This window comes from Rossellomorea sp. FS2 (genome assembly GCF_047915635.1).
GTDB classification, from domain to species: domain Bacteria; phylum Bacillota; class Bacilli; order Bacillales; family Bacillaceae_B; genus Rossellomorea; species Rossellomorea marisflavi_A.
The window spans coordinates 481220-502327 of the sequence record NZ_JBLRVS010000007.1 but is presented as its reverse complement, the minus strand read 5'-3'; the positions used below and the strand labels follow the sequence as shown (position 1 = coordinate 502327).

Here is a 21108-nt window from a genome sequence, read left to right as displayed (position 1 = left end):
TTCATTTAACCACCGGAATGTTGAGGGGGTTTTAAGGGTTTTAGTGCAATTGTAAAGGAATGTGGACATTTCTGTGACGGGTCATCCTCTTATTGGAAGCGTTGGATGATCGAAGGTTGTTGAGGGGTTATATAGAAAAAGACCCGCCATTTTGCTCGGCGGGTCCTGCTTGTCTATGGGAGTGCGATTATGGGTTATTCGACCACAGTCCGGCATGCTTCAATACCACGCGAGGGTGGAGTTTGAGCTGTGCCACCATGAGGTCGGCCATATCTTCTGCTTGCATGACCTTATCCGGGTTTCCGTCAGTCAGCTTCAGATCCACTGCCATATCGGTAGCCACGGTGCTAGGTGTCAGGGTCGTCACGCGGATATTCTTTTTGCGTACTTCCATCATAAGGGATTCGCTCAACCCGATGACGGCCGCTTTGGAAGCAGAGTATGCGCTTGTGACCGGTGCCCCTTTTTGACCTGCTGTAGAGGAGATATTGATAATATCTCCGGTGTTGCGCTCGATCATTTCCGGAAGCACGGCGCGTGTCGTATAGTATACGCCTTTGACGTTGACATCGATGATGTTCGTCCATTCATCCGGTGTGAGCTCCATGAAGCCGCCGAATTTAGAGATTCCTGCATTGTTTACGAGGATATCAATGGGACCGAGTTCAGCTCGGATCGTTTCAACTGCTTTTGTGATGCCATCTAGATCTGCTACGTCAGCAGCCGCAAAGGACACATTGACATCATACTGCTTCAATTCGTCTGCTGCTTTCTCGAGGTTCTCAATAGTGCGTCCCACAAGTCCTACGTGGACCCCTTCTTTGGCGAAAGCTTCCGCCGTCGCGCGGCCGATACCGCGACCTGCTCCTGTGATCAACGCTACTTTTCCTTTAATCAATTGCATGGTACCACTCCTTTGGTTCAGATTTTTTTATTGTATCGAACTTCAGGTGATGAAGCGAATAAACTGTCTGCTCTGTAAATAAAATGGACCTCGAGAATGTCGAGGTCCAACAATGGTGTTTACTTAGGTGCAAGTTCAATTGCCTGATGAAGGGCTTCCAGCATGCTGCCTTCGTCGGCGATTCCTTTGCCGGCAATATCAAACGCCGTTCCGTGATCAACGCTTGTCCGGATGATCGGGAGTCCGACGGTGATGTTGACACCTGATTCTAATCCGAGAACTTTGATCGGTCCGTGGCCCTGGTCATGATACATGGCGACGACGATGTCGAAGTCGCCCCTTTGGGCACGGAAGAAAAGTGTGTCCGCTGGGAGAGGGCCTTCTACGTTAATCCCGTCTCCTTGGGCACGTTCGATTGCGGGAATGATTTTCTCTTCTTCTTCTCCATAACCGAATAGTCCATTTTCGCCAGCATGAGGGTTGATTCCGCACACACCGATCTTCGGAGCTGCCACTCCTGATTTGGAAAGGGTGTCGTGCGCCAGTTTGATAACCCTCAGTACCCGATCCGGTTCAATCATATTGATTGCATCCAACAGGCCGACATGAGTGGTCACATGGATCACTTTCAATTTAGGTGACGATAGCATCATGGAGAAATCGGCTGTACCTGTCAACTCTGCCAGAATCTCTGTATGGCCAGGATACTGATGCCCTCCTTTATGGAGAGCTTCTTTATTTAATGGTGCCGTGCAGATCGCACTGATTTTCTGCTGATTGGCTAATTCGATTGCTTTCTTAAGATAATGAAAAGCTGCGTTTCCGGCTTCAGCCGACACTTTTCCGAATGGAAGGTCCTCAGGCAGCAGGTGCAGATCCAGGCAATGAACGGTTCCGTGCTCGGTTGTATCGAATGAGTCTGTATCCTCCAAGCGTACGATTTTTACTTTATTGCCAAGGATTTCATTCGCTTTATCCAGTCTTGAAGCATCCCCGATGACGATGGGGTGAGCCTGTTCATATAGATGTTGGTGCTGGAGGCTCTTCATGATGATTTCCGGGCCCACACCAGCCCCATCCCCCATTGTGATGCCGACGATTGGTTTCTTACTCATATACGATATCTCCCTTCAATTCACAGGCAGCTCGGTAGATTGAATCATCATCTCCGAATGCCCCTGCTTTTGTTACGACAGTCAAGGGCCTGGACGCCCCGATTAACTGACCCACCGGGATTCCGGGTTCAAGCTGCTTGATCAGCCTTATTCCATTGCCGCCCAATTGTTTAGCAGTTTCTTTCGCCGTATCCCCTCCAGTTAACACAAAGCTGTTTAGGTGGTGATAGGCGTTTGCAAGGGCCCGGACGATTTCGGCCAGTGCGGTGGAGATTTCTTCTCCTATTTGATAGGACGAAAATCCGAGGGACTCTCCAGCCTGCTTAACCTTCTCCCTGATTTCAACGTTCGAAGGCACAAAGATTGCAACGTGCTTACCCTCTTCAATGGCCGACTTGCACTGATTGAGATAGACTTGTTGAGCCTCCACCCAAAGAGGTGAGAAGATTTTCAGTGTATCTACTTCTACCCCGATCACATCATCTTTGGCAGCAGCTGTCCGCACCTGTTTTTGCGTGGTGAGCGATAGGCTTCCGCATACGATGACCACTTGTTCAGAAGGAGTGATCGTCCGTTCTGCCGGTATAGAATGTAATTGAAGTACGTCTGGTAATACCTCTGCCAGTCCTGCTGAACCTGCCCAGATCACCTTTGATGATAGCTGCAGCATCCATTTGGAGAACAGTTTGAGGTCTTCTTCCGTTTCCGCATCACAAACCAAGTAGCATATCCCTTGAGATTGAAAGGACCTGACGATTTGTTCAAACGTTTCTCTATTTATTAGCGCTGATTTCTTTAGTAGGCCGACTTTTTCTCCAATCTCGTTTTCAATCAATGTCGGAATGGAAGATTCTTTCACGGGATGCTTAGGGTCCCGTGAGATTTCAGTGTCTGATACTTGCTGATCTTTGATGTAATGGATCCCATCCTTTGTTGTGCGGTGAAGGGCCGGGAAAGCCGGGGATATGAATACGAATTCCGGTTGAAAGACGTCTTTCATGGCCTTTAATTCGGTGCCGATATGTCCGCGTAAAGTAGAATCCATTTTTTTATAGATCGTCCGATAACCCGCTTCTTTAATAAACTGCGCTGCCTCTTTTGTTTTTTTATAGGCTTCTTCTCTAAGAAGTGCGCGTCCGTTCGTGTCAATGACAATACCTTGGTCAAGCGTTTGAGAATGATCCGGAAGGTCAAACAGGACGGAGGTAGGTACCCCTTTTTCCGTCAACTGAACTCCGCTGTCGTTTGCCCCCGTCAGATCATCCGCTACGATTGCGATCCATTTTTCCATAGTGTAATCCCTCATTTGAATCTCATTTTCTACGATGCTGCTTTTTCATCTGTTGAGTAGTCCTCCGGTAACCGGACCCCTTTTTTCTCCAGGCGTTTCACTAGGAACGCTATATAAAGTGGGAGGAGGACAGCTGTCGTCACGACGGAAGCTGCAACTTGCACGGTCGCGATTTCCACATTGGCTGCAAATCCTGCACTGGCGGCTGCTATTGCCGCCGGCGTTGCAACGGCGTTACCCGCAGTAGACCCTTCAGCAGCTCCTGCAATCGGATTCCATTTCAGTGCTTTGAACACCAAGTACCCTGCAGTCCCTGTTATGAATACCGTCATGAGCCCGAGTGCAACCCCTGATAATCCGCCTTCGACAATAGCCTTGAAGTTGATTCCCATCCCTAATGCAAAGGCGAAGAACGGAATCAGCATAGAGCTACCGGTATTAAGGAAATCTCTCATTTCTCCATCGAGGTTACCCAAGATCATTCCGATGATGATGGGAAGCAGGACCGAAATGAATGCGGTGACAGAGAATAATCCGTCCACAAAGCCCATGGCTCCGAAGATAGAGAGCGCTACCATTGTAAGGAAGGGTCCGTCATTCAACGCAAGCAATGAGTATGCCGCCCTGTCCGTTTTATCTCCGTATTGGCCAACAAGCGCCATATAAAGTCCACCGTTACTATTCGTCATGGAGGCAATGACGGCAATAGGTGCCAACCCCATCCAAAGTCCATTCTCACCAGCAAACATATAGGCTAGCAATCCAACTGCCGCCCCTACTAGCCATTTTACGGATAACAGCACTGCTCCTTTTCCAAGACTGACCCCTACATTCCTGACGTTGATCTGTGCGCCGGTACATAATAGAAATAAAGCGATAAGCGTACCGGCACCGTCTACGAACAATGCCTGTGTGAAGTTCCCGATTCTCAGCAGATCTGGAGCGATGGTGTTGATTGTTGCAGAAAGCAACAAAGGTACAACCATCATCCCACCTGGGATTCGGTTTAAGGTTGATTTGATCTTCATTTTAACATCCCCTTATGTGTATGTCGTGAATAATCTCTCGGTAAACCGCTTACAATCTACATAATAGAACTTTGTATCTAATTTTGCAACACTAATAATATATTTATTTTTATTTAATAATTATTGTTGCAAAATGAAACAAAAAAAGAAGAGCCCCGATGGCTCTTCAATTCTCTTCATTCAGTTTTCTCCACAATGTAGATCGATTAATGCCCAGACGCTTCGAAGCGCGGGATTGATTCCCGTTTTCCTCAGCCAAAACCGTTTCTATAATCCTTTTTTCGATTTGTCTGAGTGTCCCGTCGACTGATGTGGAATGAATCGATGTTTTTTTGCATGATAGCAACATTTCTGTTTGTGCTTTTTCTATATAATATCCGTCGGCTTTCTGTGCCAATTCATGGATCGCTTGCTTCAGTTCATGGAGATTCCCGGGCCAATCATATTCCTTCAACAAGGTCATGGCTTCAGGCTTTATCCCTACGGTTTCACTTCCGTTTTGAGCATGTAAGGCCGTTAAGAAATAATGGGCGAAGACCGGGATGTCCTCTTTTCGTCTTGATAATGGGGCTAAGTGGATACTTTGCGTTTCGATCGTTACATCCTGCCCGGCATCTTCCTGGATAAATATGACCTGCATACGATGAGAATAGGATGTCAACAAACTCGTGAATTCTTCCACGTGCTGGCTTTTATCCTGGTTTAGAACCACAATGCTCCCTGCCTGGATAGGCAAAAGGATTTGTTTCAATTCGCTCAAAGCATGTTCATCGAGCAAAGCGGCGTCGATGCTGATTAGAGGAGCGGCGTGCCCAAATCGTTGGTGGTGAATGTTTTCTGCCACCGTCGATTTGCCTGTTCCTTTATCACCGATGATGGAGAGTGGCATTGAGCTCAGTCGTTTCAATTGTCTAGCCAGATCCCGTGAATAGAGGCTTTCTCCAATTATTGGAGAGGCATTCGGTCCAATATCGATCGATATCGGCTTCCTGTCGGATGGGTTTCCTCTGACAAAGCACATCATTCCGGCTTTCGTATCCGTGAGTTTGAAAAGTTGAACCACTAAAAACTGGTTCCCGTGTTCAAGTTTCAACCACTGGTTCTTTCCTGTACTCAACACATCTTCCAGTGGGAGTTTAATGGTTGATTGGGTTAAGGCATTGTCATCAAGATACGCACGGTAAGCCGCATTTCGCTCATGAATCAGGAGGTCTTTTCCGATTACGGCAGTTGGGTAAGGGAATTCATGAAAAAGCTGATGGAAGATATCGTAATTATGCCTTACCTTTTTGGAAAGCTGGAAAGCACGTCTTCCTTCCTCAATTGCTTGGATCAATGCCTCTTTTCCTGAAGTGATGAGCACTCCATGAAGGCCCATGGATTCGGCAGCTTGCACGGTTACCACATCTCCTATGATGGATTCATAACCGGCTTCCTTGAGGGATTCGAGGAGTGGCTTCACTTCCGTCCTGTTGGCAATGGTCTTTACTTCAATGTCGTATTCAAGGATATTGCAAAGAGTTGCGGCCCCTTGTGTAACAGACGCAAATCCGACTAGCGCGACTTTCTTTCCGATGTTTTTAATCAGCGTAAAGACGCGTAGCATATCGTAGCCTGATATTTGAATATGGATCACCGGTAGGGAAGCAACCTGTTCGATTGCCAGTGCCGTGCCCCCGCGGCTGATGATGATATCGTACTCCTCCAGCATCGTTTGACGTGCAAAGTCAGCTCCCTCCTCGAGGTTGGCGACAGTGACGTCCATCTTCACGTCTGGAGGGAGGTCAAGCTGCTTGCTGACTTCAGCCATTCCGCTATAAGGTGCTATTAAGAGAGCTTTCATGTCCGACATACTCCTAATCTGTTGCATATTTAAACACTATTATGTCACACCTGGGGACTGATGTCACGAGGAGGTATCCGCCGGTCACCATCTCTTGAATTGATTACGGCCCGCTTTTTTTGCTTCATACAAGGCTTCATCACAACAGGCATAAAGCTCTTCCAAGGTTGAGGTCTCGAAGGTGGTGATGCCTATACTGACTTGATATGGGACGATGCTCTTGGTTGAGTGGAGAGAAGAAATCAATTGTTCAGTAAAGCGATTTGAAGCCTCTATCCCTTTATCAACAAGCAAGATGGCGAATTCATCTCCACCATATCGTCCAAACAGGTCCTTATCCGTTAATTGACCCTGTATCGTTGTGGTCATATCTTGAAGGACTTGATCCCCTGCCAAGTGACCATATGTATCGTTGATCTGTTTAAAATGATCGACATCAAAGAGAAGGAACGAGTGTTGCAACCCTTTTTTGTTGTGACGAACAAGATCTTCTGCGCTTCTGGTGAATGCCCGTCTATTCAGTACTCCTGTCAGATCATCCTGGTTTGCCAGGATGACGAGTTCCCGGTCGACCTTTTCCTTCATCAGAAGAAGGAAGGCAAGATTCATCAAATTCGATAAAACATAAAAAGAAAGCAGGACAATCAATTGAAGGACCCCGGGATTATAAAGGGTAAAGGATTGGATTGGGATGAAAAATGAACTGAATCCCCGGACGATGGAGAAGATGACGCCAACTCCATAAAGCAGGCTCACAACCTTCATCAGAAGGGATGAACTCCTGAAACCGACCAGACAAACCGGTGAAAGGAGGATGGCCGTCAGGAACGAATAGTAGGCGATGCGGACAGACTCTGTATTGTAAAAGATAAATAAGATGGAAAAGCCCATAATCCCGACGATCGTCACATATATATAGATGAGCCTCATCTTAGGACGTAAATAGCCCTGAAGATTCACTAGCGCTGCAACTTCCAAAGATGTCCCCGTATAAAGAACGATGTTGGCCAACCATATCGATAGCACATCGGAAATATCGCCCCGGAACACCATTAAGGATACCGCCAGGATCTGGCAACATTTGGCCAGGAAGAACATATTCAGGGTCATATCCCGCTTGTGGGTAAATCCGTAAGATCCGATCATAATCAGGGTGAATAAGAAGCCGATGAACAGCAGGGCTGTAATGATGGTGGAATCGACATAGATCTCCAATCCGGCACTCTCCTTACTGAAAAATGGTCTGAGTATAGTATATCAAACCTGGGACTTTCTGAGTGGATGTCGATTTGGTAACGGGTGTAATCTTTGGAAATCAGGAAAATAACTAGTTCAATGGATTGACAGTTTCCTGGTTTAATTGTAGACTGTTAGAGAAAATTTAATAAGACCTCGCTATGAATAGTGAGGTAGAGGTGCGATATTTAACAGTCCTTGGCGGAGCTCGAGAAGCGTCGATGTCAGGGAGAAGGAAATGTCGCCGAAGTGGGTTCATATGTCTCGGTATGACCTGCTGGGTCTGCAGTTAAGAGCTGCAGGACTGTCTCAATAAACGTCCCGGTTTATTGAGTTGTGCTATCTCATTGGGGAATAGAGAGGACTTATGGGTGACTTCGTATACTACGGCCTGAGTTGATCTCAGGCCGTTTTTTGTTTGTCCAAAAGCATTTACAAAAAATAGGGGGACGAAAAGAATGAAAAAAAGAGCAACGATCTTCGCATTATTGTTGGTTTCGGCACTGGTTATGTTGGCAGGCTGCGGGAAAAGCGGCGCTTCAGGTTCGGAAGACAAAGACACATTCACTGTAGGTCTTGAAGCAGGATACGCACCATTCAACTGGTCACAGAAATCAGACGCCAATGGAGCGGTTAAAATCAAAGGAAGCAAGGAATATGCCGGCGGGTATGACGTGGAAATGGCGAAAAAGCTTGCAGATAAAATGGGCAAAGAACTCGTTGTTGTGAAAACAGAGTGGGACGGACTCGTTCCTGCCCTGAACTCAGGTAAGATCGACGCCATTGTCGCAGGGATGTCCCCGACAGCTGAGCGTAAAAAAGCCATCGACTTCTCTGATAACTACTACAAATCCGATCTTGTGATGGTCGTGAAAAAAGGCGGTAAATATGAAGGAGCCAAGTCGATCCAAGACTTCAAAGGGGCTAAGGTGACAGCACAATTGAACACCTTCCACTACTCTGTGATCGATCAGATCAAAGGGGTTTCCAAAGAAACAGCCATGGATAACTTCCCTGCCATGAGGGTTGCCCTTCAATCAGGCATTATCGATGGATATGTATCGGAACGTCCGGAAGCAGTGAGTGCTTCAACAGCAAATGACGATTTCGCCATGGTTGAATTCAATGATGGGTTCAAAACATCAGAAGATGATACGGCCGTAGCTGTAGGAGTGGAAAAAGGAAGCGACCTCACGGAAGAAATCAATAAAGCATTGAAAGATATTTCAGAAGATGAACGTACAGAGATCATGGATCAGGCCATCAAGAACCAGCCTGCAGAACAGTAATCATGTTGCCGGTCAGGCAATATGAAGAAGGAGGAGAACAATGAGCTTAGAGTGGATCATCAGAATTATTACAGACAACTGGGCCATGTTCTTGCGAGGAGCGGGTGTGACCTTGTTGATCGCCTTTGTCGGTACCGTGATCGGTGCCGCCATAGGCCTGTTGGCAGGCGTCATCCGGACCATCCCTGTCCCTGAACGCGGACCGAAGAAGGTCATCCTCAAAGTCGTGAACATCGTATTATCCATCTACATCGAATTCTTCCGGGGCACGCCGATGATTGTACAGGCAATGGTCATCTATTACGGTTCGGCCATGGCCTTCGGATTCGATATGAACGTCATGGTGGCGGCTTTCATCGTCGTCTCCATCAATACGGGTGCCTATATGGCCGAAATCGTCCGCGGTGGGATCATCTCCATCGACAAGGGGCAATTCGAGGCTGCCCAGGCCATCGGGATGAACCATGTGCAGACGATGTGGAATGTCGTCATGCCTCAGGTCATCCGTAATATCCTGCCGGCAACGGGGAATCATTTTATCATCAACATCAAAGATACATCCGTCCTGAATGTCATTTCTGTATCGGAGCTGTACTTCCTGACCAAATCCGTGGCAGGGAACAATTTCCGTTACTTCGAATCATTCTTCGTCGCATGTATGATCTACTTCGTCATGACATTCGCCGTGACCAAGATCCTCCGTCACTTCGAGAAGAAGCTCGACGGACCGGACAGCTATACAATGGTAGATGCGAAAGCCAAATAAGGAGAAGGAGGAAGCCCTGTGGAAAACGTCATAGACATCCAGCATTTGAACAAATCCTTCGGCACCCATGAAGTGCTCAAGGACATCGACTTTTCAGTGAAAAAAGGGGAAGTGGTGAGCATCATCGGTTCCTCCGGTTCCGGTAAATCCACCCTTCTCCGCTGCATCAATCTGTTGGAAAAACCGAGCGGCGGTCAGATCATCTACAACGGGGAGAATATCCTCGACAGCAAGCATGATATCTTCGCATACCGCCAAAACCTGGGCATGGTGTTCCAGCAGTTCAACCTGTTCAACAACCACAATGTCTTGAAGAACTGCGTCGTCGGCCAGGTCAAGGTACTGAAGCGCTCCAAAGAGGAAGCGGAAAAGGTCGCCTTGAAATACTTGGACGTCGTTGGCATGAGCCAATATGTCAACGCCAGCCCGAAACAGCTCTCAGGGGGCCAGAAGCAGCGCGTCGCCATCGCGCGCGCCCTTTCCATGGAGCCGGATGTCATGCTCTTCGATGAGCCGACATCCGCACTCGATCCTGAGATGGTCGGTGAAGTATTAAGGGTCATGAAGGAGCTAGCCGGATCCGGCCTCACCATGCTCATCGTGACGCACGAAATGGAATTCGCCAAGGAAGTATCCGACCGCGTCGTCTTCATGGACAAAGGCGTCATCGCCGAAGAAGGCCCGCCGGAACAGATCTTCAACCATCCGAAGCAGGAGCGTACGAGGGAGTTTTTGAAGCGAACATTAAAACAACTTAGCTGATTTATAAAGTTCAACTGAAAATCCGAATTCTCTTTTTTGTATAGGGGGTTCGGTTTTTTTGCTACCCGGAGGAACATCGATCCATCTACATTATTCTTCCTCCGCTTGCCTGAGTGGAAACCTTCAATAAAACAAGAAAGAAGCGCGGGGATGAGGATCCCGGCGCTTCTTATTAGTTATGAATAATCTTAAAATCCTTAAACGGATAGTAGATCAAATTCGTTTTTCCCACGATCTGATCCATGGGGATGGCTCCGATCATGCGGCTGTCTTCGCTGTTCTGGCGGTTGTCCCCCATGACGAAGACGGTGCCTTCCGGGACGGTCTTTTGGCCGACTGCCGTATCTTCCAGCTTGAACGGTTCGGTCAGGTCGCCTGCTCTGGCCATTTTTTGGTCGTCGAGGTAAGGTTCATCATAGGCCTTGCCATTGACGTAAAGTGTGTCATTTTTAAATTCGATCGTATCACCGGGCAGCCCGATGACGCGCTTGATGTAATCCTGCTGCTCATTGGCGTGGAACACAACGATATCGAACCGCTTCGGATCACCGATCTTGGTTACGATCATCCGGTCTTTATCCTGAAGGGTCGTATTCATGGATGCCCCTTCAACCACGATCGGGGTGATAAGGAAGGAACGGGCGATGACCACCAGGATGATGGCGATGGCCAGTGCCTTGATCCACTCCAGGGATTCACTTTTTTTCTTCGTCACAGGTTCAGTCTCTCCTCTCCATGTCCTCACTCTGGTTTCAAGTGCGGGTTGGTCTATCTCCATTCATTCTACCACTTCTTCCGTGAATCCTTCTAATCCTATCAGGTCATTTTGCTTATTTTCCATTATTAACCTAAAAATGAGGTCTGAACGATCGTGGCGGATCTGGGAGAGAAACTATTTTATCAATCCTTCATAGTGCCTGATCTTTTCCTCGCTAGCCTGGATGATCTTCTCGATTTCCTGCTTTTGCAGTTCCATGACTTGGATGTGCTTGTGAAGGATCGCAATTTTCTTCTGTACGGACTTACGGTATTCATCGTTCTTTTTCTCTCTGTTGGGAAGGGCAATCTTTCTCGCCTTCACGATATCGGTCATCTCCTCTATGGATAGACCCGTGGACTTCAGGCTCGAGAGGAGGAGAAGCGTTTCGATGTCTTCGTCGGTATAGACCCTTCTCCCATTTTCAAGTCTTGACGGTGGCGGGATGAGCCCGACTTTTTCGTAGTAGCGCAGCGTATCCCGGGAGAATCCCGTTTTCTCAGAGGTTTGTCCGATTGTATACATAGCTATCACCCTTTCAATGGTTTCTTTTTGGGCAAGGATGTGAACAGGATACCGAGGCAGACGAATAGCGCCCCGATGATGACATTCCGGGTAATCGCTTCATGAAGCTGAATGGATCCGAATAACAGTCCGAGGATCGGCACCGACATCAGGGAGATGGAGGCGATCGAAGCCTCAATATTCCCAAGAACCCAGTTCCATCCGACGAATGCAACGGCCGTACCTAGTATGCTGCTGTATAAAAGGGCCAGCATGGAAGGCATATGGATACTCAGATGGGCAATTTCATGGTGTTCTTTCAGCAGGGAGATGATAAGGAGAATGATCCCCCCGTCAATCAGCTGCCATAGGGTCATTTTGATCTTATCGTGATCACGCCCGATTTTCTTCGTATACACATTGGCTGAAGACCAGAAGAAGGCCGACACGACGATGACGATCTCGCCAAACAGGGCAAGATTCCAAGACAGATGGAGAAGCTTTGGCCCGATGATGGTGGTCAGTCCTGCTGCACCGACGATCAGCCCGAAGCCCTTTAGCCAGTTCAGGCGCTCATTCAGGAAGAAGTGGGCGAGTATGCTGACGATGATCGGCATCGTATAGACGAGGACAGAAGAAATGCCAGAATCGACAAATTGGATCCCGTAGGTGCATAGGGCGTAATAGCCTACGCACATGAGCATGCCGAGGGCGAAGAATCGACGCCACTCATTTCCTTTTGGAAGGATCGGTTTCCTTCTTATGATTAACACCGTGATGAGGACCAATGCACCGATGAATAGTCTCAGGGTCGTAAAGAAAAACGGAGGGATGTCTTGGAGTCCCACCTTCATGCTTACCCATAAATACCCCCAAATGATGCTGATCAGTCCGATCATGCCGATGACTTTAACCTTTTTCATCTATGAACAACTCCTTTTGAACAATGTCAGCCACTCAGTGGCACGGGAACCATCCTATAATCTGGAGTTGACTCCAAGTCAAGTTTTTGTGAGGGTGGTAGATTATGGAGGTTGTTATAGCAGTTCAAAACTATTGACATCGTTTTCACAAAGCAGTATAGTATGAGTACAAAGTCATATCAGGATTGTTACTGACTCGATCAGGCATTACCTATGTTAAAAGCACAAAGGTTCACTGTGTGTTTTTAAGATAGGATTTTGTTGTTTTAGGGGATATGGAGGACGTTCCATGAAATTTTCAAAGGCATTCAATAACAACGTAGCATTGGTAGAAGATCCATCAGGGACTGAGTGGATTGTGATGGGGACGGGCGTAGGATTCCAGCGGAAAAAAGGGGATCCCATTCCCGAAGAGAATATCCGGCGCAAATTCGTCGCCGAGCAGTCATCGACCCGCAGACCATTGATGCAGGTGTTGGATGAAATTGATTCCGAGGTCCTCGATGTTTCAGTGGAAATCATCAAGAATGCAGAGGCGGAGCTTGGGGTCACATTCAATAATAATATTTACCTCACCCTCGCCGATCACCTGAATTTCGCTGTCAAACGGGCGAATGAACGGGTGGACTATCCCGATACGAACCGGTGGGAAGTGAAGAATCTTTATCCGAAGGAATACGCAGCGGCGAAAAATGCCATCCGGCAGGTGTTCGACAGGCTGGATGTGCTGCTTCCGAAGAGTGAAGAAACCTTCATCACCTATCATTTTGTCAACGGGCAGCAGGAACGCAAAACCGATATCGAAGAAACACTCAAGATGACAGAAGTGATCAACCGGATCATCGAGATCGTCCAGTATCACTTCCAGGTGAAGCTTGATGAGGATTCCCTCAATTACACCCGCTTCATCACCCATCTGCGCTACTTCTTCATCCGGCAGTTCAAACAGGAACAGGGCGACCCCGAAGAAGTCGATGTCACCTTACTTGAGGTCGTGAAGAACAAATATGAGAAAGCCTACAGGGCAGTGGAGAAAATCTCCCATCTGCTCCTCAAGCAGTACGGCTGGACGCTGTCCTCGAATGAGATCCTGTATCTCACGCTTCACGTGTGGCGCGTCACCAACCAATCAGCTAAATAGTTTCATGGTGGATTGTTACTGATTCGATCAGGCATTACCCAAATGGATTTGGCCAAAGAGCCGATTCCGTTTGGGTATTTTTTTTGGACAAAAAGGGGGAACGAATGATGGCAAAGAAGTATAGAGAATTAGCCGAACAAGTAGTTGAAAACATCGGAGGCGGAGGGAACGTCGATCAGGCGTGGCACTGTGTCACCCGGCTCCGCTTCAATCTTCATGACAAAGAAAAGGTCAATATCGATACGATCAAATCAATCGACGGGGTGCTTGGCGCCCAATTCTCAGGTGATCAGTTCCAGGTGATCATCGGGAATACGGTCTCGGATGTTTTCGAGGAGGTCGAGCCGCTTGTGGGCGGATCCGGGGGTGCTCCGGAACGCAAAGGACAGAAACAAGGTGCGTTGTCTGCAGTCATGGACTTCATTTCCGGTATCTTCACTCCGATCCTGCCGGCCCTTGCCGGTGCGGGGTTACTGAAAGGGTTCCTGGCCCTATTTGTTACAGTCGGATGGCTGAAGGATACCGGAGATACGTATGCAGTCCTTAATGCCATAGGAGACAGCGTGTTTTATTTCATGCCGTTCTTCCTGGCCGTATCGGCAGCCCGCAAGCTGAAGACCAATGAATACCTGGCTCTTGCCGTGGCCGGAACGCTCATGTATCCAACATTTATGAATGCGGCCAACGGTTTTACCGACGCGAAAAGCTTTACCTTGTTCGGTGCAGATTTCATCTCGATTCCCGTACTGAGCTATGCATCAAGCGTCGTACCGATCATCCTCGGCGTCATTTTGCTGAAGTACGTGTACAACTTAGTGAAAAAAGTGATCCCATCTGTCATTTCACTCATGTTCTCATCAATGATCACTTTGTTGATTGTCATGCCTCTTACCCTCTGGGTGATCGGCCCACTTGGAACCAACCTAGGAAACGGCTTATCTGATATCTTCCTATGGCTCTTCACGCATGCAGGTCCTGTCGCAGGTGCGTTAATGGCCGGATTGATGCCATTGATCATCATGACTGGTATGCACTATGCATTCGTTCCGATTGCCATCCAAAACCTGACCATATACGGCAATGATGCTGTCCTGCAGCCAATGATGTTCATCAGCAACCTTGGACAGGCCGGCTCCGCGTTCGGTGTGGCCGTGCGTACGAAGAATAAGGCACTCAGGCAGATGGCAATCTCAGCTGGGATATCCGCAACCATCGGGATCACCGAGCCTGCCATGTACGGGGTCAATATGAAGCTCAAAAAGCCATTTGCGTACGCGCTGGGTTCCAGTGCCGTCCTCGGGGCATTTGCCGGCTGGTATGGCTTTAAAGCCTTCGCACTCGGCGGACTTGTGGGGGTATTCTCCCTGCCGGTCTTCGCAGATCCGAGTGGTGCGTCAGCGGCCATCATCATAGCGATCATCCTGTTCGTCCTCTCGATCCTCCTTCCGTTCATCCTTGTCCTGATCCTTGGGTTTGAGGATATCCCGGAAGACGGTGCGGCTGTGAAAGCAGATAGTGAGCCGAAACAACCGGTTGCTACTGGTAAACAAGGAAGCATCCAGTCTCCTCTTGAAGGGACCATTGTTCCACTGAAGGACGTATCCGATCCAACCTTTGCTGAAGAAATCATGGGGAAAGGGATTGCGATTGAACCATCTGCCAACCGTGTCGTGGCGCCGATCAGCGGGACGATCATGGTCCTTGCCGACTCGAAGCATGCCATCGGGATCAAGGGGGACAAAGGGGAAGAAATCCTCATCCACATCGGGATCGATACGGTTTCCTTGAAGGGTGAGAACTTCAAGGCCCATGTCGCTACGAATGATCGGATCGAAGCCGGACAGGTACTCGTCGAGTTTGATCGTGATGCCATCAAGGAAGCGGGCCTGGAGGCGGTCACCATGGTGATCATCACCAATACCGCCGATTATCTCGATGTGCTGCCGCTGAACGAATCCGGACCGATCTTTGAAGGGGAACAACTGCTGACATTAGTGAAGTAAGTATCGCTTGGAGGCTGCAGAGCAGCAGTCTCCAAAGCATTCCATTATAGAAAGGGACGATGAAACATGACGAAAACAATAACAGGATTCAAACCAGACTTCCTATGGGGCGGAGCGACAGCTGCGAATCAGGTGGAAGGAGCCTACAATCTTGATGGTAAAGGTCTTTCGACAGCTGATATGGTCCCTCATATCCCGAAGGAAAAGCGCGGACTCAACGTGAAAATGGACGTGACTTCCCACTACATCGAGGATGTCCTTGCGGGCAAAATCGACGATCGCTTCCCGAAACGTGACGGAATCGACTTTTATCACCGCTATAAAGAAGATATCGCGTTGTTTGCCGAGCTTGGCTTCAAAGTATTCCGCCTCTCCATCAACTGGGCGAGGATCTTCCCGAACGGCAACGATGCCGAGCCGAATGAAGCAGGCCTTCAATTCTATGAGAACGTCTTTAAGGAACTGAAGAAATATGATATCGAGCCGCTCGTGACCCTGTCCCACTATGAGACACCACTAGAACTTACGCGCAAATACAACGGCTGGTACAGCCGCGAAGTCATCGACTTCTACGTCCGCTACGCCGAAACGGTGTTCACCCGCTATAAGGACTACGTGAAATACTGGCTGACGTTCAATGAAATCAACGTGATCACGCACAGCCCGTACACCGGTGGAGGGGTCCTCATCGATCGCCTCCCTGAGAAAACAAGCGATCAGATTGCTTACCAGGCTGCCCACCATCAATTTGTGGCGAGTGCATTGGTGACGAAGCTTGCCCATGAGATCATCCCGGGTTCACAGGTGGGCTGTATGCTTGCCCGCATGCAGACATATCCTGTCACGAATCATCCGGATGATGTCCTTAAGGCACAGCGCATGAACGACCTCAACCTGTTCTTCACCGACGTCCACGCCAAAGGGGAGTACCCGTCCTTCATGAACCGATACTTCGCTGAAAACGGCATTGAAGTCATCAAGGAAAGAGGAGACGACGAGATCTTGAAGCAGTATCCGGTAGATTTCATCTCGTTCAGTTATTACATGTCTATTTCCGTGACAACCCACGGTGAATTCGAAGCAACGGCTGGAAACCTAGTAGAGGGTGCAGTGAAGAACCAATACCTCGAATCATCCGACTGGGGCTGGCAGATCGATCCAAAAGGCCTCCGCGTGGCTCTTCAGGATTTCCAAACCCGCTACGGCAAACCGCTCTTCGTCGTGGAAAATGGTCTTGGAGCGTACGATACGGTTGAAGAGGATGGTTCCATCCACGATCCGTACCGCATCGACTACCTTCGTCAGCATATCGAGCAGATGAAGGAAGCTGTGAAGGACGGTGTCGACCTTATGGGCTATACTGCTTGGGGACCAATCGACCTTGTGAGCATGTCCACTTCAGAAATGTCCAAGCGCTACGGGTTCATCTATGTAGATCAAGATGACGATGGAAATGGTACTCTGAACCGTTCCAAGAAAGACTCCTTCGCCTGGTATCAAAAAGTGATTGAAACGAATGGTGAAGAGCTATAATGTTTACCGGACGGCAGATGACTCTGCCGTCTTCTTTTTTGGATTTCATATGAATATAAATACCTACTATTAAATACCTAAAAAGATTGAATAATATTCCTTTTTGTCGTATTCTAGTCAATGGTTTAAAAATAGAGAGTAGAATGGGAGATTCAACATGAAAAAACTACTATATGCACTGATGGCCGGTCTAGTTTTACTGACAAGTGCCTGTTCCATTGGGAGTTCACCTGATAAGGCAGTCGAAGTGCTTTATAAGGCCGCACTTAAAAACGACGAAGAAACCTATAATAAAATTGTCGGGGGTAACAGCGATCTTGTTGGTTCAATCGATATGGTTGCAGAAATGGTCCGTGATATGGGCGGGGTCGAGAAGTTGAACTTCGAAACCATCAAAAAAAAGAATCTGCTTAAAGAGATTGAGGAAGATCTTGATGAACAATACGAGAACCCTTGGGAAGTCGTCATGGTAAGTCGGAAATCCGAGGATGAGGGCAAAGAAGTCATGATTTGGGTCATGGAAAAAGTGGACGGAGATTATCTCGTAGGAGAAGTCGAGTCCGACTACAAAGAGGATGTATTAAAATAATTGATTGTTTGTGCGCCACCGGACAGTTTCTGATCAGGAGCTGTCCGGTGGTTTTTCGTTTAGCAGCTTCTCTGATCAGATGAAATTATTTATATGTAAACCTATTATAAAATAAAGTTGACATAAATCACCCCAGTGTCTATGATAAAACTATCAAATGACATAAAACAGGTGATCATCATATGAAAATCAGAGAAATGACATTAGTGGCGGTCTTCGCGGCCGTAATGGGCTCATTCGGGTTGATCCCGTCCATCGCCCTTAGCTTCACCCCGGTTCCCCTTACTCTTCAGACGATGGGTGTGCTCCTGTCGGGAGGTGTCCTGGGGGCTAGACTGGGCTTTATGAGTCAGGCGGTCTTCCTCCTACTTGTCGCCGCAGGTGTACCACTCCTATCTGGTGGACGTGGCGGACTAGGCGTTTTCGTCGGTCCGAGCGGAGGCTACATCATTTCATGGGCTGTCACGGCGTTTGTCATCGGCTATGTCCTGTCCCTTTTCAAAAAAGTCAGGTTCCACCATGTGCTGCTCGTCAATCTTACTGTCGGCATCTTCCTTATCTACTTGATCGGAATCCCGGTGCAGGCAATGGTCATGGGCATTTCGGTGATGGATACGGTCAAGGTCAGCCTTGCCTACATTCCGGGTGATATCATCAAGGCAGTGGTCGGGTCGATCCTCGTCTACAAGCTCCGCACCCATCCTGTCATCATGCGCTCACTGGGCTCCTTGAAACGGACAGGCAATCTATCGAAAACGGCTTAATCGAAAGGACACACTTGTGTCCTTTTTTGCTTTATAAAGAAGGAATCAGCCATCTATTCCACGAAAGGGTCAAAACAGACCATAGAAAAGGAGAGAAACGATGACGACCATCACCAAGGCGTATTCACAGCACACAAAAATCAGAGCTGAAAAGACAGCCATCCATACAGAAGATAAAGAGGTTACTTATCGGGAGTGGGCAGAAGCAGTCGAGCGAACAGCAGCGTGGCTTCAGTCCAGGCATTCAGGCAATCGGACGATCGGTATCCTCCTGCCGAACGGGATCGACTTCCTGCAGTTTTTTGCAGGGGCAGCCATGGCAGGATGGAATGCCGTTCCTTATGATATGAAATGGAAGACGCCTGAACTGCAGAAGCGGGTGGCACTCTCCAAACCTTCCATTATTGTCGCGACTGAGAAATCCTTCAATCATTTGAACGAGGTATTCCCGGAGATGAGAAAGGTTGGTGATTGCCTTCAAGAAATAGCGGATACGCATTTCACAACCATCACACCACCTGGAGACAATCCTCCCTTCTATACAGGCTTCACCTCTGGAACGACAGGCAGCCCAAAGGCCTTCGTACGCTCCCATGATTCATGGGTGAAGAGCTTCGAGTGCAGTGTCCATGACTTCGGACTGGATGAAACGGTCCATGCCCTCATACCGGGGTCCCTTTTCCACTCCCATTTTCTCTACGGAGCCATCAGTACGCTTCATCTTGGCGGAACGGTGTATCTATTGGATAAATTCTCTCCAAGTCAGACGATGGAGTGGCTTGGTTCCTGTCCCATCACAGCCCTCTATGTAGTCCCGACAATGGTCGAAGCCTTCCTGAAAGAAGGGCAGAGTGTGGAGAGGACATTCAAGCTTCTTTCCTCAGGGGCAAAATGGACGGAGGAATCAAAGGCGAAAATCGGGATGATGTTCCCCGATATGGAAATGATCGAATTCTATGGAGCAGGTGAGCTGAGTTTTGTCTCCTTTCTAACTGGTCGAGACGGACAATCCAAGACCTCGACTGTCGGACAGCCGTGCCAGCATGTGGAAATCGAAATCCGTGATCGCAGCGGAGGGGTCATCACCTCTCCTGATGAGGTCGGGAAGATTCATGTCCGGAGTCCATTCCTGATCGATGGCTACTATGAAGAGGAAGATGGGACGATTGAAGGGATAAGGGATAAAGACGGGTGGGCAACGGTTCATGATATGGGCAAGATTGATAAGGACGGGTTCCTGACCATTGAAGGACGGGAGAAAAACATGATCATGTACGGGGGCATCAATCTATTTCCGGAAGAGATTGAAACGGTCCTTGCCCGCCATCCGGGGGTGGAAGAAGTCGCCGTCATCGGGATGCCCGACCCTTACTGGGGGCAGATCGCCGTCGCGGTGGTAGTTGGACATGCGGAGAAACTTGAACTGAAGCGTTTCTGCAAGGATCATCTTGCTGGATACAAAGTACCCAGGCGGTGGCTCTTCGTCCCTTCCCTCCCTTATACGACGAGCGGGAAAGTAGCCAGGGCTGAGCTCCGAAGACAGCTGGAGTCTCCCGTATGAAAAGGGCAGTGATCGTTCATGCGAAGCGCACCCCGATTGGAAAAGCCGGAGGAATCTTGAAGGGGCTGGAGGTACATGAATTGGCGGCTCCCCTTATCCGTCATCTCGCCGGAGGTGCCAAGGTCCCCATTCGTGATGTCATCCTCGGAAACGTGGTTGGTCCAGGAGGCAATGTGGCGCGGCTGGCAAGTCTTGAAGCGGGTATCCCCCTTGCTGTACCGGGAATGACCATTGACCGCCAGTGCAGTGCAGGATTGGAGTCGATCCGCCTTGCTTGTCACCTTATCCAGGGAGGGGCGGGGGATGCGTATGTAGCGGGCGGGGCCGAAAGCGTCAGCACCTCACCGTTTCCAAGACGCGCCCGGTTTTCACCGGATGAACTTGGGGACCCGGAGATGCCGGAAGCAGCCGAGCTGGTGGCCGAGCGATTCTTCATTACGAAGGAAGCCCAGGATGAGTATGCCCTCCTCAGTTTTGATCGGAGCTGGCGTGCCCATGAGGATGGCATGGTTCATCGGGAAATCCTTCCCCTTCCCGATGTGGATACAGACGAAGAGCTGATGAAAAAGAGGAATCTTCCTGCGTTGTTGAAGAGGGCCAGGCCCCTCGTCAAACCGGGAGGCACCGTCACGGTCGCGAATAGCTGCGGAATCCATGACGGGGCTGCGGCTGTCCTTGTGATGGAAGAGTCTCTTGCGAGAAAGAAGGGCTTAGAACCCGTATTGCGTTTTGTGGACAGTGAAGTCGTCGGGGTTCATCCCCACTTTCCAGGCGCAGGGCCGATCCCGGCGATCAAAGGGATCCTCGAGCGGAATCAGCTTACAATGGAAGACATCGATTTGGTCGAAATCAATGAAGCGTTCGCCTCCAAGATTGTCGCATGCGCCACGGAGCTCTCCATCCCTTATGGAAAATTGAATGTATCGGGCGGTGCTTTGACGATCGGTCATCCGTATGGTGCCTCTGGAAGCATCATGGTGACGAGGCTTTTTTATGAGGTGCAAAGACGGAAGGGTGTCCGCTTCGTGTTAGCGGCCATCGGAAGCGGGGGAGGAATTGGTTTGGCGGTATTGTTCGAGGTTGTTTAATAGGTGTCCCC

Annotated in this window: 19 protein-coding genes and 1 riboswitch; of the genes, 10 read left to right on the top strand and 9 right to left on the bottom strand. The window is 48.9% G+C overall.

The genetic code is table 11. From position 1 onward, the window contains the following. Nucleotides 1–187: 187 nt before the first annotated feature. The 6 genes from ACNA6I_RS21870 to ACNA6I_RS21845 form a co-directional block, all read right to left on the bottom strand. Nucleotides 188–904: a 3-ketoacyl-ACP reductase gene (locus ACNA6I_RS21870; RefSeq protein WP_416314173.1), complete on the bottom strand. Its 717-nt coding sequence runs from the start codon at nt 902–904 to the stop codon at nt 188–190. Nucleotides 905–1023: 119 nt separating this feature from the next. Then, the gene (gene pdxA, locus ACNA6I_RS21865; protein WP_290031745.1) at nt 1024–2019 is read right to left on the bottom strand and encodes a 4-hydroxythreonine-4-phosphate dehydrogenase PdxA; all 996 of its coding nucleotides are present in this window, start codon (nt 2017–2019) and stop codon (nt 1024–1026) included. Then, a complete protein-coding gene (locus ACNA6I_RS21860; protein ID WP_416314172.1) occupies nt 2012–3310 on the bottom strand; it encodes a four-carbon acid sugar kinase family protein in 1299 nt (432 codons plus the stop codon). The genes pdxA and ACNA6I_RS21860 overlap by 8 nt, the downstream gene beginning before the upstream one ends. 29 nt (nt 3311–3339) lie before the next feature. Continuing rightward, nucleotides 3340–4338 (bottom strand): 2-keto-3-deoxygluconate permease, encoded by a 999-nt coding sequence (locus ACNA6I_RS21855; RefSeq protein ID WP_252265475.1) that lies wholly within the window; start codon nt 4336–4338, stop codon nt 3340–3342. Between the two features lie 166 nt (nt 4339–4504). After that, the gene (locus ACNA6I_RS21850; RefSeq protein ID WP_416314171.1) at nt 4505–6181 is read right to left on the bottom strand and encodes a PrpR N-terminal domain-containing protein; all 1677 of its coding nucleotides are present in this window, start codon (nt 6179–6181) and stop codon (nt 4505–4507) included. A gap of 84 nt (nt 6182–6265) precedes the next feature. After that, nucleotides 6266–7396: a GGDEF domain-containing protein gene (locus ACNA6I_RS21845; RefSeq protein ID WP_252265471.1), complete on the bottom strand. Its 1131-nt coding sequence runs from the start codon at nt 7394–7396 to the stop codon at nt 6266–6268. Nucleotides 7397–7583: 187 nt separating this feature from the next. Then, a riboswitch (Lysine riboswitch) is annotated at nt 7584–7767 on the top strand. A 108-nt stretch (nt 7768–7875) separates the two neighbouring features. On the opposite strand from ACNA6I_RS21845, the gene ACNA6I_RS21840 reads away from it, so the two are divergent. Genes ACNA6I_RS21840 through ACNA6I_RS21830 form a run of 3 tightly spaced genes read left to right on the top strand, consistent with a single transcriptional unit; the run spans nt 7876 to nt 10234 of the window. Then, nucleotides 7876–8706 carry a transporter substrate-binding domain-containing protein gene (locus ACNA6I_RS21840; RefSeq protein ID WP_416314170.1) on the top strand — a complete coding sequence of 277 codons (831 nt, stop codon included), beginning with the start codon at nt 7876–7878 and terminating at the stop codon, nt 8704–8706. A gap of 40 nt (nt 8707–8746) precedes the next feature. After that, nucleotides 8747–9472: an amino acid ABC transporter permease gene (locus ACNA6I_RS21835; RefSeq protein WP_063191848.1), complete on the top strand. Its 726-nt coding sequence runs from the start codon at nt 8747–8749 to the stop codon at nt 9470–9472. Between the two features lie 18 nt (nt 9473–9490). Further along, nucleotides 9491–10234 carry an amino acid ABC transporter ATP-binding protein gene (locus ACNA6I_RS21830; RefSeq protein ID WP_148794382.1) on the top strand — a complete coding sequence of 248 codons (744 nt, stop codon included), beginning with the start codon at nt 9491–9493 and terminating at the stop codon, nt 10232–10234. A gap of 172 nt (nt 10235–10406) precedes the next feature. Here the strand turns inward: ACNA6I_RS21830 and lepB are convergent, their stop codons facing one another. From lepB to ACNA6I_RS21815, 3 genes are all read right to left on the bottom strand, one after another. Further along, entirely contained in the window at nt 10407–10949 is a 543-nt protein-coding gene (lepB, locus tag ACNA6I_RS21825) for a signal peptidase I (protein WP_048013926.1), read from the bottom strand. Between the two features lie 177 nt (nt 10950–11126). Beyond that, nucleotides 11127–11516 carry a MerR family transcriptional regulator gene (locus tag ACNA6I_RS21820; RefSeq protein WP_416314169.1) on the bottom strand — a complete coding sequence of 130 codons (390 nt, stop codon included), beginning with the start codon at nt 11514–11516 and terminating at the stop codon, nt 11127–11129. A 5-nt stretch (nt 11517–11521) separates the two neighbouring features. Then, nucleotides 11522–12418 carry a DMT family transporter gene (locus ACNA6I_RS21815; RefSeq protein WP_416314168.1) on the bottom strand — a complete coding sequence of 299 codons (897 nt, stop codon included), beginning with the start codon at nt 12416–12418 and terminating at the stop codon, nt 11522–11524. 289 nt (nt 12419–12707) lie between these two features. On the opposite strand from ACNA6I_RS21815, the gene ACNA6I_RS21810 reads away from it, so the two are divergent. The 7 genes from ACNA6I_RS21810 (at nt 12708) to ACNA6I_RS21780 (ending at nt 21097) form a co-directional block, all read left to right on the top strand. Then, nucleotides 12708–13559, top strand: coding sequence for a PRD domain-containing protein (locus tag ACNA6I_RS21810; RefSeq protein WP_048013928.1), 852 nt, complete (start codon nt 12708–12710; stop codon nt 13557–13559). 104 nt (nt 13560–13663) lie between these two features. Then, nucleotides 13664–15562: a beta-glucoside-specific PTS transporter subunit IIABC gene (locus ACNA6I_RS21805; protein WP_082140779.1), complete on the top strand. Its 1899-nt coding sequence runs from the start codon at nt 13664–13666 to the stop codon at nt 15560–15562. A 66-nt stretch (nt 15563–15628) separates the two neighbouring features. Then, the gene (locus ACNA6I_RS21800) at nt 15629–17095 is read left to right on the top strand and encodes a glycoside hydrolase family 1 protein (protein WP_048004660.1); all 1467 of its coding nucleotides are present in this window, start codon (nt 15629–15631) and stop codon (nt 17093–17095) included. A gap of 157 nt (nt 17096–17252) precedes the next feature. Further along, on the top strand, nt 17253–17684 hold the full coding sequence (locus ACNA6I_RS21795; protein ID WP_048004661.1) for a hypothetical protein: 432 nt from the start codon (nt 17253–17255) through the stop codon (nt 17682–17684). A 182-nt stretch (nt 17685–17866) separates the two neighbouring features. Then, complete coding sequence (locus tag ACNA6I_RS21790; RefSeq protein ID WP_048004662.1) at nt 17867–18448, top strand: biotin transporter BioY; 582 nt, start codon at nt 17867–17869, stop codon at nt 18446–18448. 100 nt (nt 18449–18548) lie between these two features. Then, on the top strand, nt 18549–20009 hold the full coding sequence (locus ACNA6I_RS21785; RefSeq protein WP_148794389.1) for an AMP-binding protein: 1461 nt from the start codon (nt 18549–18551) through the stop codon (nt 20007–20009). Then, nucleotides 20006–21097 carry an acetyl-CoA C-acyltransferase gene (locus ACNA6I_RS21780; protein ID WP_148794391.1) on the top strand — a complete coding sequence of 364 codons (1092 nt, stop codon included), beginning with the start codon at nt 20006–20008 and terminating at the stop codon, nt 21095–21097. The genes ACNA6I_RS21785 and ACNA6I_RS21780 overlap by 4 nt, the downstream gene beginning before the upstream one ends. Nucleotides 21098–21108: the final 11 nt, after the last annotated feature.

What these genes read in the sequence shown, in the direction of transcription:
- ACNA6I_RS21790 (WP_048004662.1), top strand. Translation starts at nt 17,867, where the DNA reads ATGAAAATCAGAGAAATGACATTAGTGGCGGTCTTCGCGGCCGTAATG.
- ACNA6I_RS21860 (WP_416314172.1), bottom strand. Translation starts at nt 3,310, where the DNA reads ATGGAAAAATGGATCGCAATCGTAGCGGATGATCTGACGGGGGCAAAC.
- ACNA6I_RS21815 (WP_416314168.1), bottom strand. Translation starts at nt 12,418, where the DNA reads ATGAAAAAGGTTAAAGTCATCGGCATGATCGGACTGATCAGCATCATT.
- ACNA6I_RS21835 (WP_063191848.1), top strand. Translation starts at nt 8,747, where the DNA reads ATGAGCTTAGAGTGGATCATCAGAATTATTACAGACAACTGGGCCATG.
- ACNA6I_RS21800 (WP_048004660.1), top strand. Translation starts at nt 15,629, where the DNA reads ATGACGAAAACAATAACAGGATTCAAACCAGACTTCCTATGGGGCGGA.
- ACNA6I_RS21805 (WP_082140779.1), top strand. Translation starts at nt 13,664, where the DNA reads ATGATGGCAAAGAAGTATAGAGAATTAGCCGAACAAGTAGTTGAAAAC.
- ACNA6I_RS21870 (WP_416314173.1), bottom strand. Translation starts at nt 904, where the DNA reads ATGCAATTGATTAAAGGAAAAGTAGCGTTGATCACAGGAGCAGGTCGC.
- ACNA6I_RS21785 (WP_148794389.1), top strand. Translation starts at nt 18,549, where the DNA reads ATGACGACCATCACCAAGGCGTATTCACAGCACACAAAAATCAGAGCT.
- ACNA6I_RS21810 (WP_048013928.1), top strand. Translation starts at nt 12,708, where the DNA reads ATGAAATTTTCAAAGGCATTCAATAACAACGTAGCATTGGTAGAAGAT.
- ACNA6I_RS21850 (WP_416314171.1), bottom strand. Translation starts at nt 6,181, where the DNA reads ATGAAAGCTCTCTTAATAGCACCTTATAGCGGAATGGCTGAAGTCAGC.
- ACNA6I_RS21795 (WP_048004661.1), top strand. Translation starts at nt 17,253, where the DNA reads ATGAAAAAACTACTATATGCACTGATGGCCGGTCTAGTTTTACTGACA.
- ACNA6I_RS21780 (WP_148794391.1), top strand. Translation starts at nt 20,006, where the DNA reads ATGAAAAGGGCAGTGATCGTTCATGCGAAGCGCACCCCGATTGGAAAA.
- ACNA6I_RS21855 (WP_252265475.1), bottom strand. Translation starts at nt 4,338, where the DNA reads ATGAAGATCAAATCAACCTTAAACCGAATCCCAGGTGGGATGATGGTT.
- ACNA6I_RS21840 (WP_416314170.1), top strand. Translation starts at nt 7,876, where the DNA reads ATGAAAAAAAGAGCAACGATCTTCGCATTATTGTTGGTTTCGGCACTG.
- ACNA6I_RS21820 (WP_416314169.1), bottom strand. Translation starts at nt 11,516, where the DNA reads ATGTATACAATCGGACAAACCTCTGAGAAAACGGGATTCTCCCGGGAT.
- pdxA (WP_290031745.1), bottom strand. Translation starts at nt 2,019, where the DNA reads ATGAGTAAGAAACCAATCGTCGGCATCACAATGGGGGATGGGGCTGGT.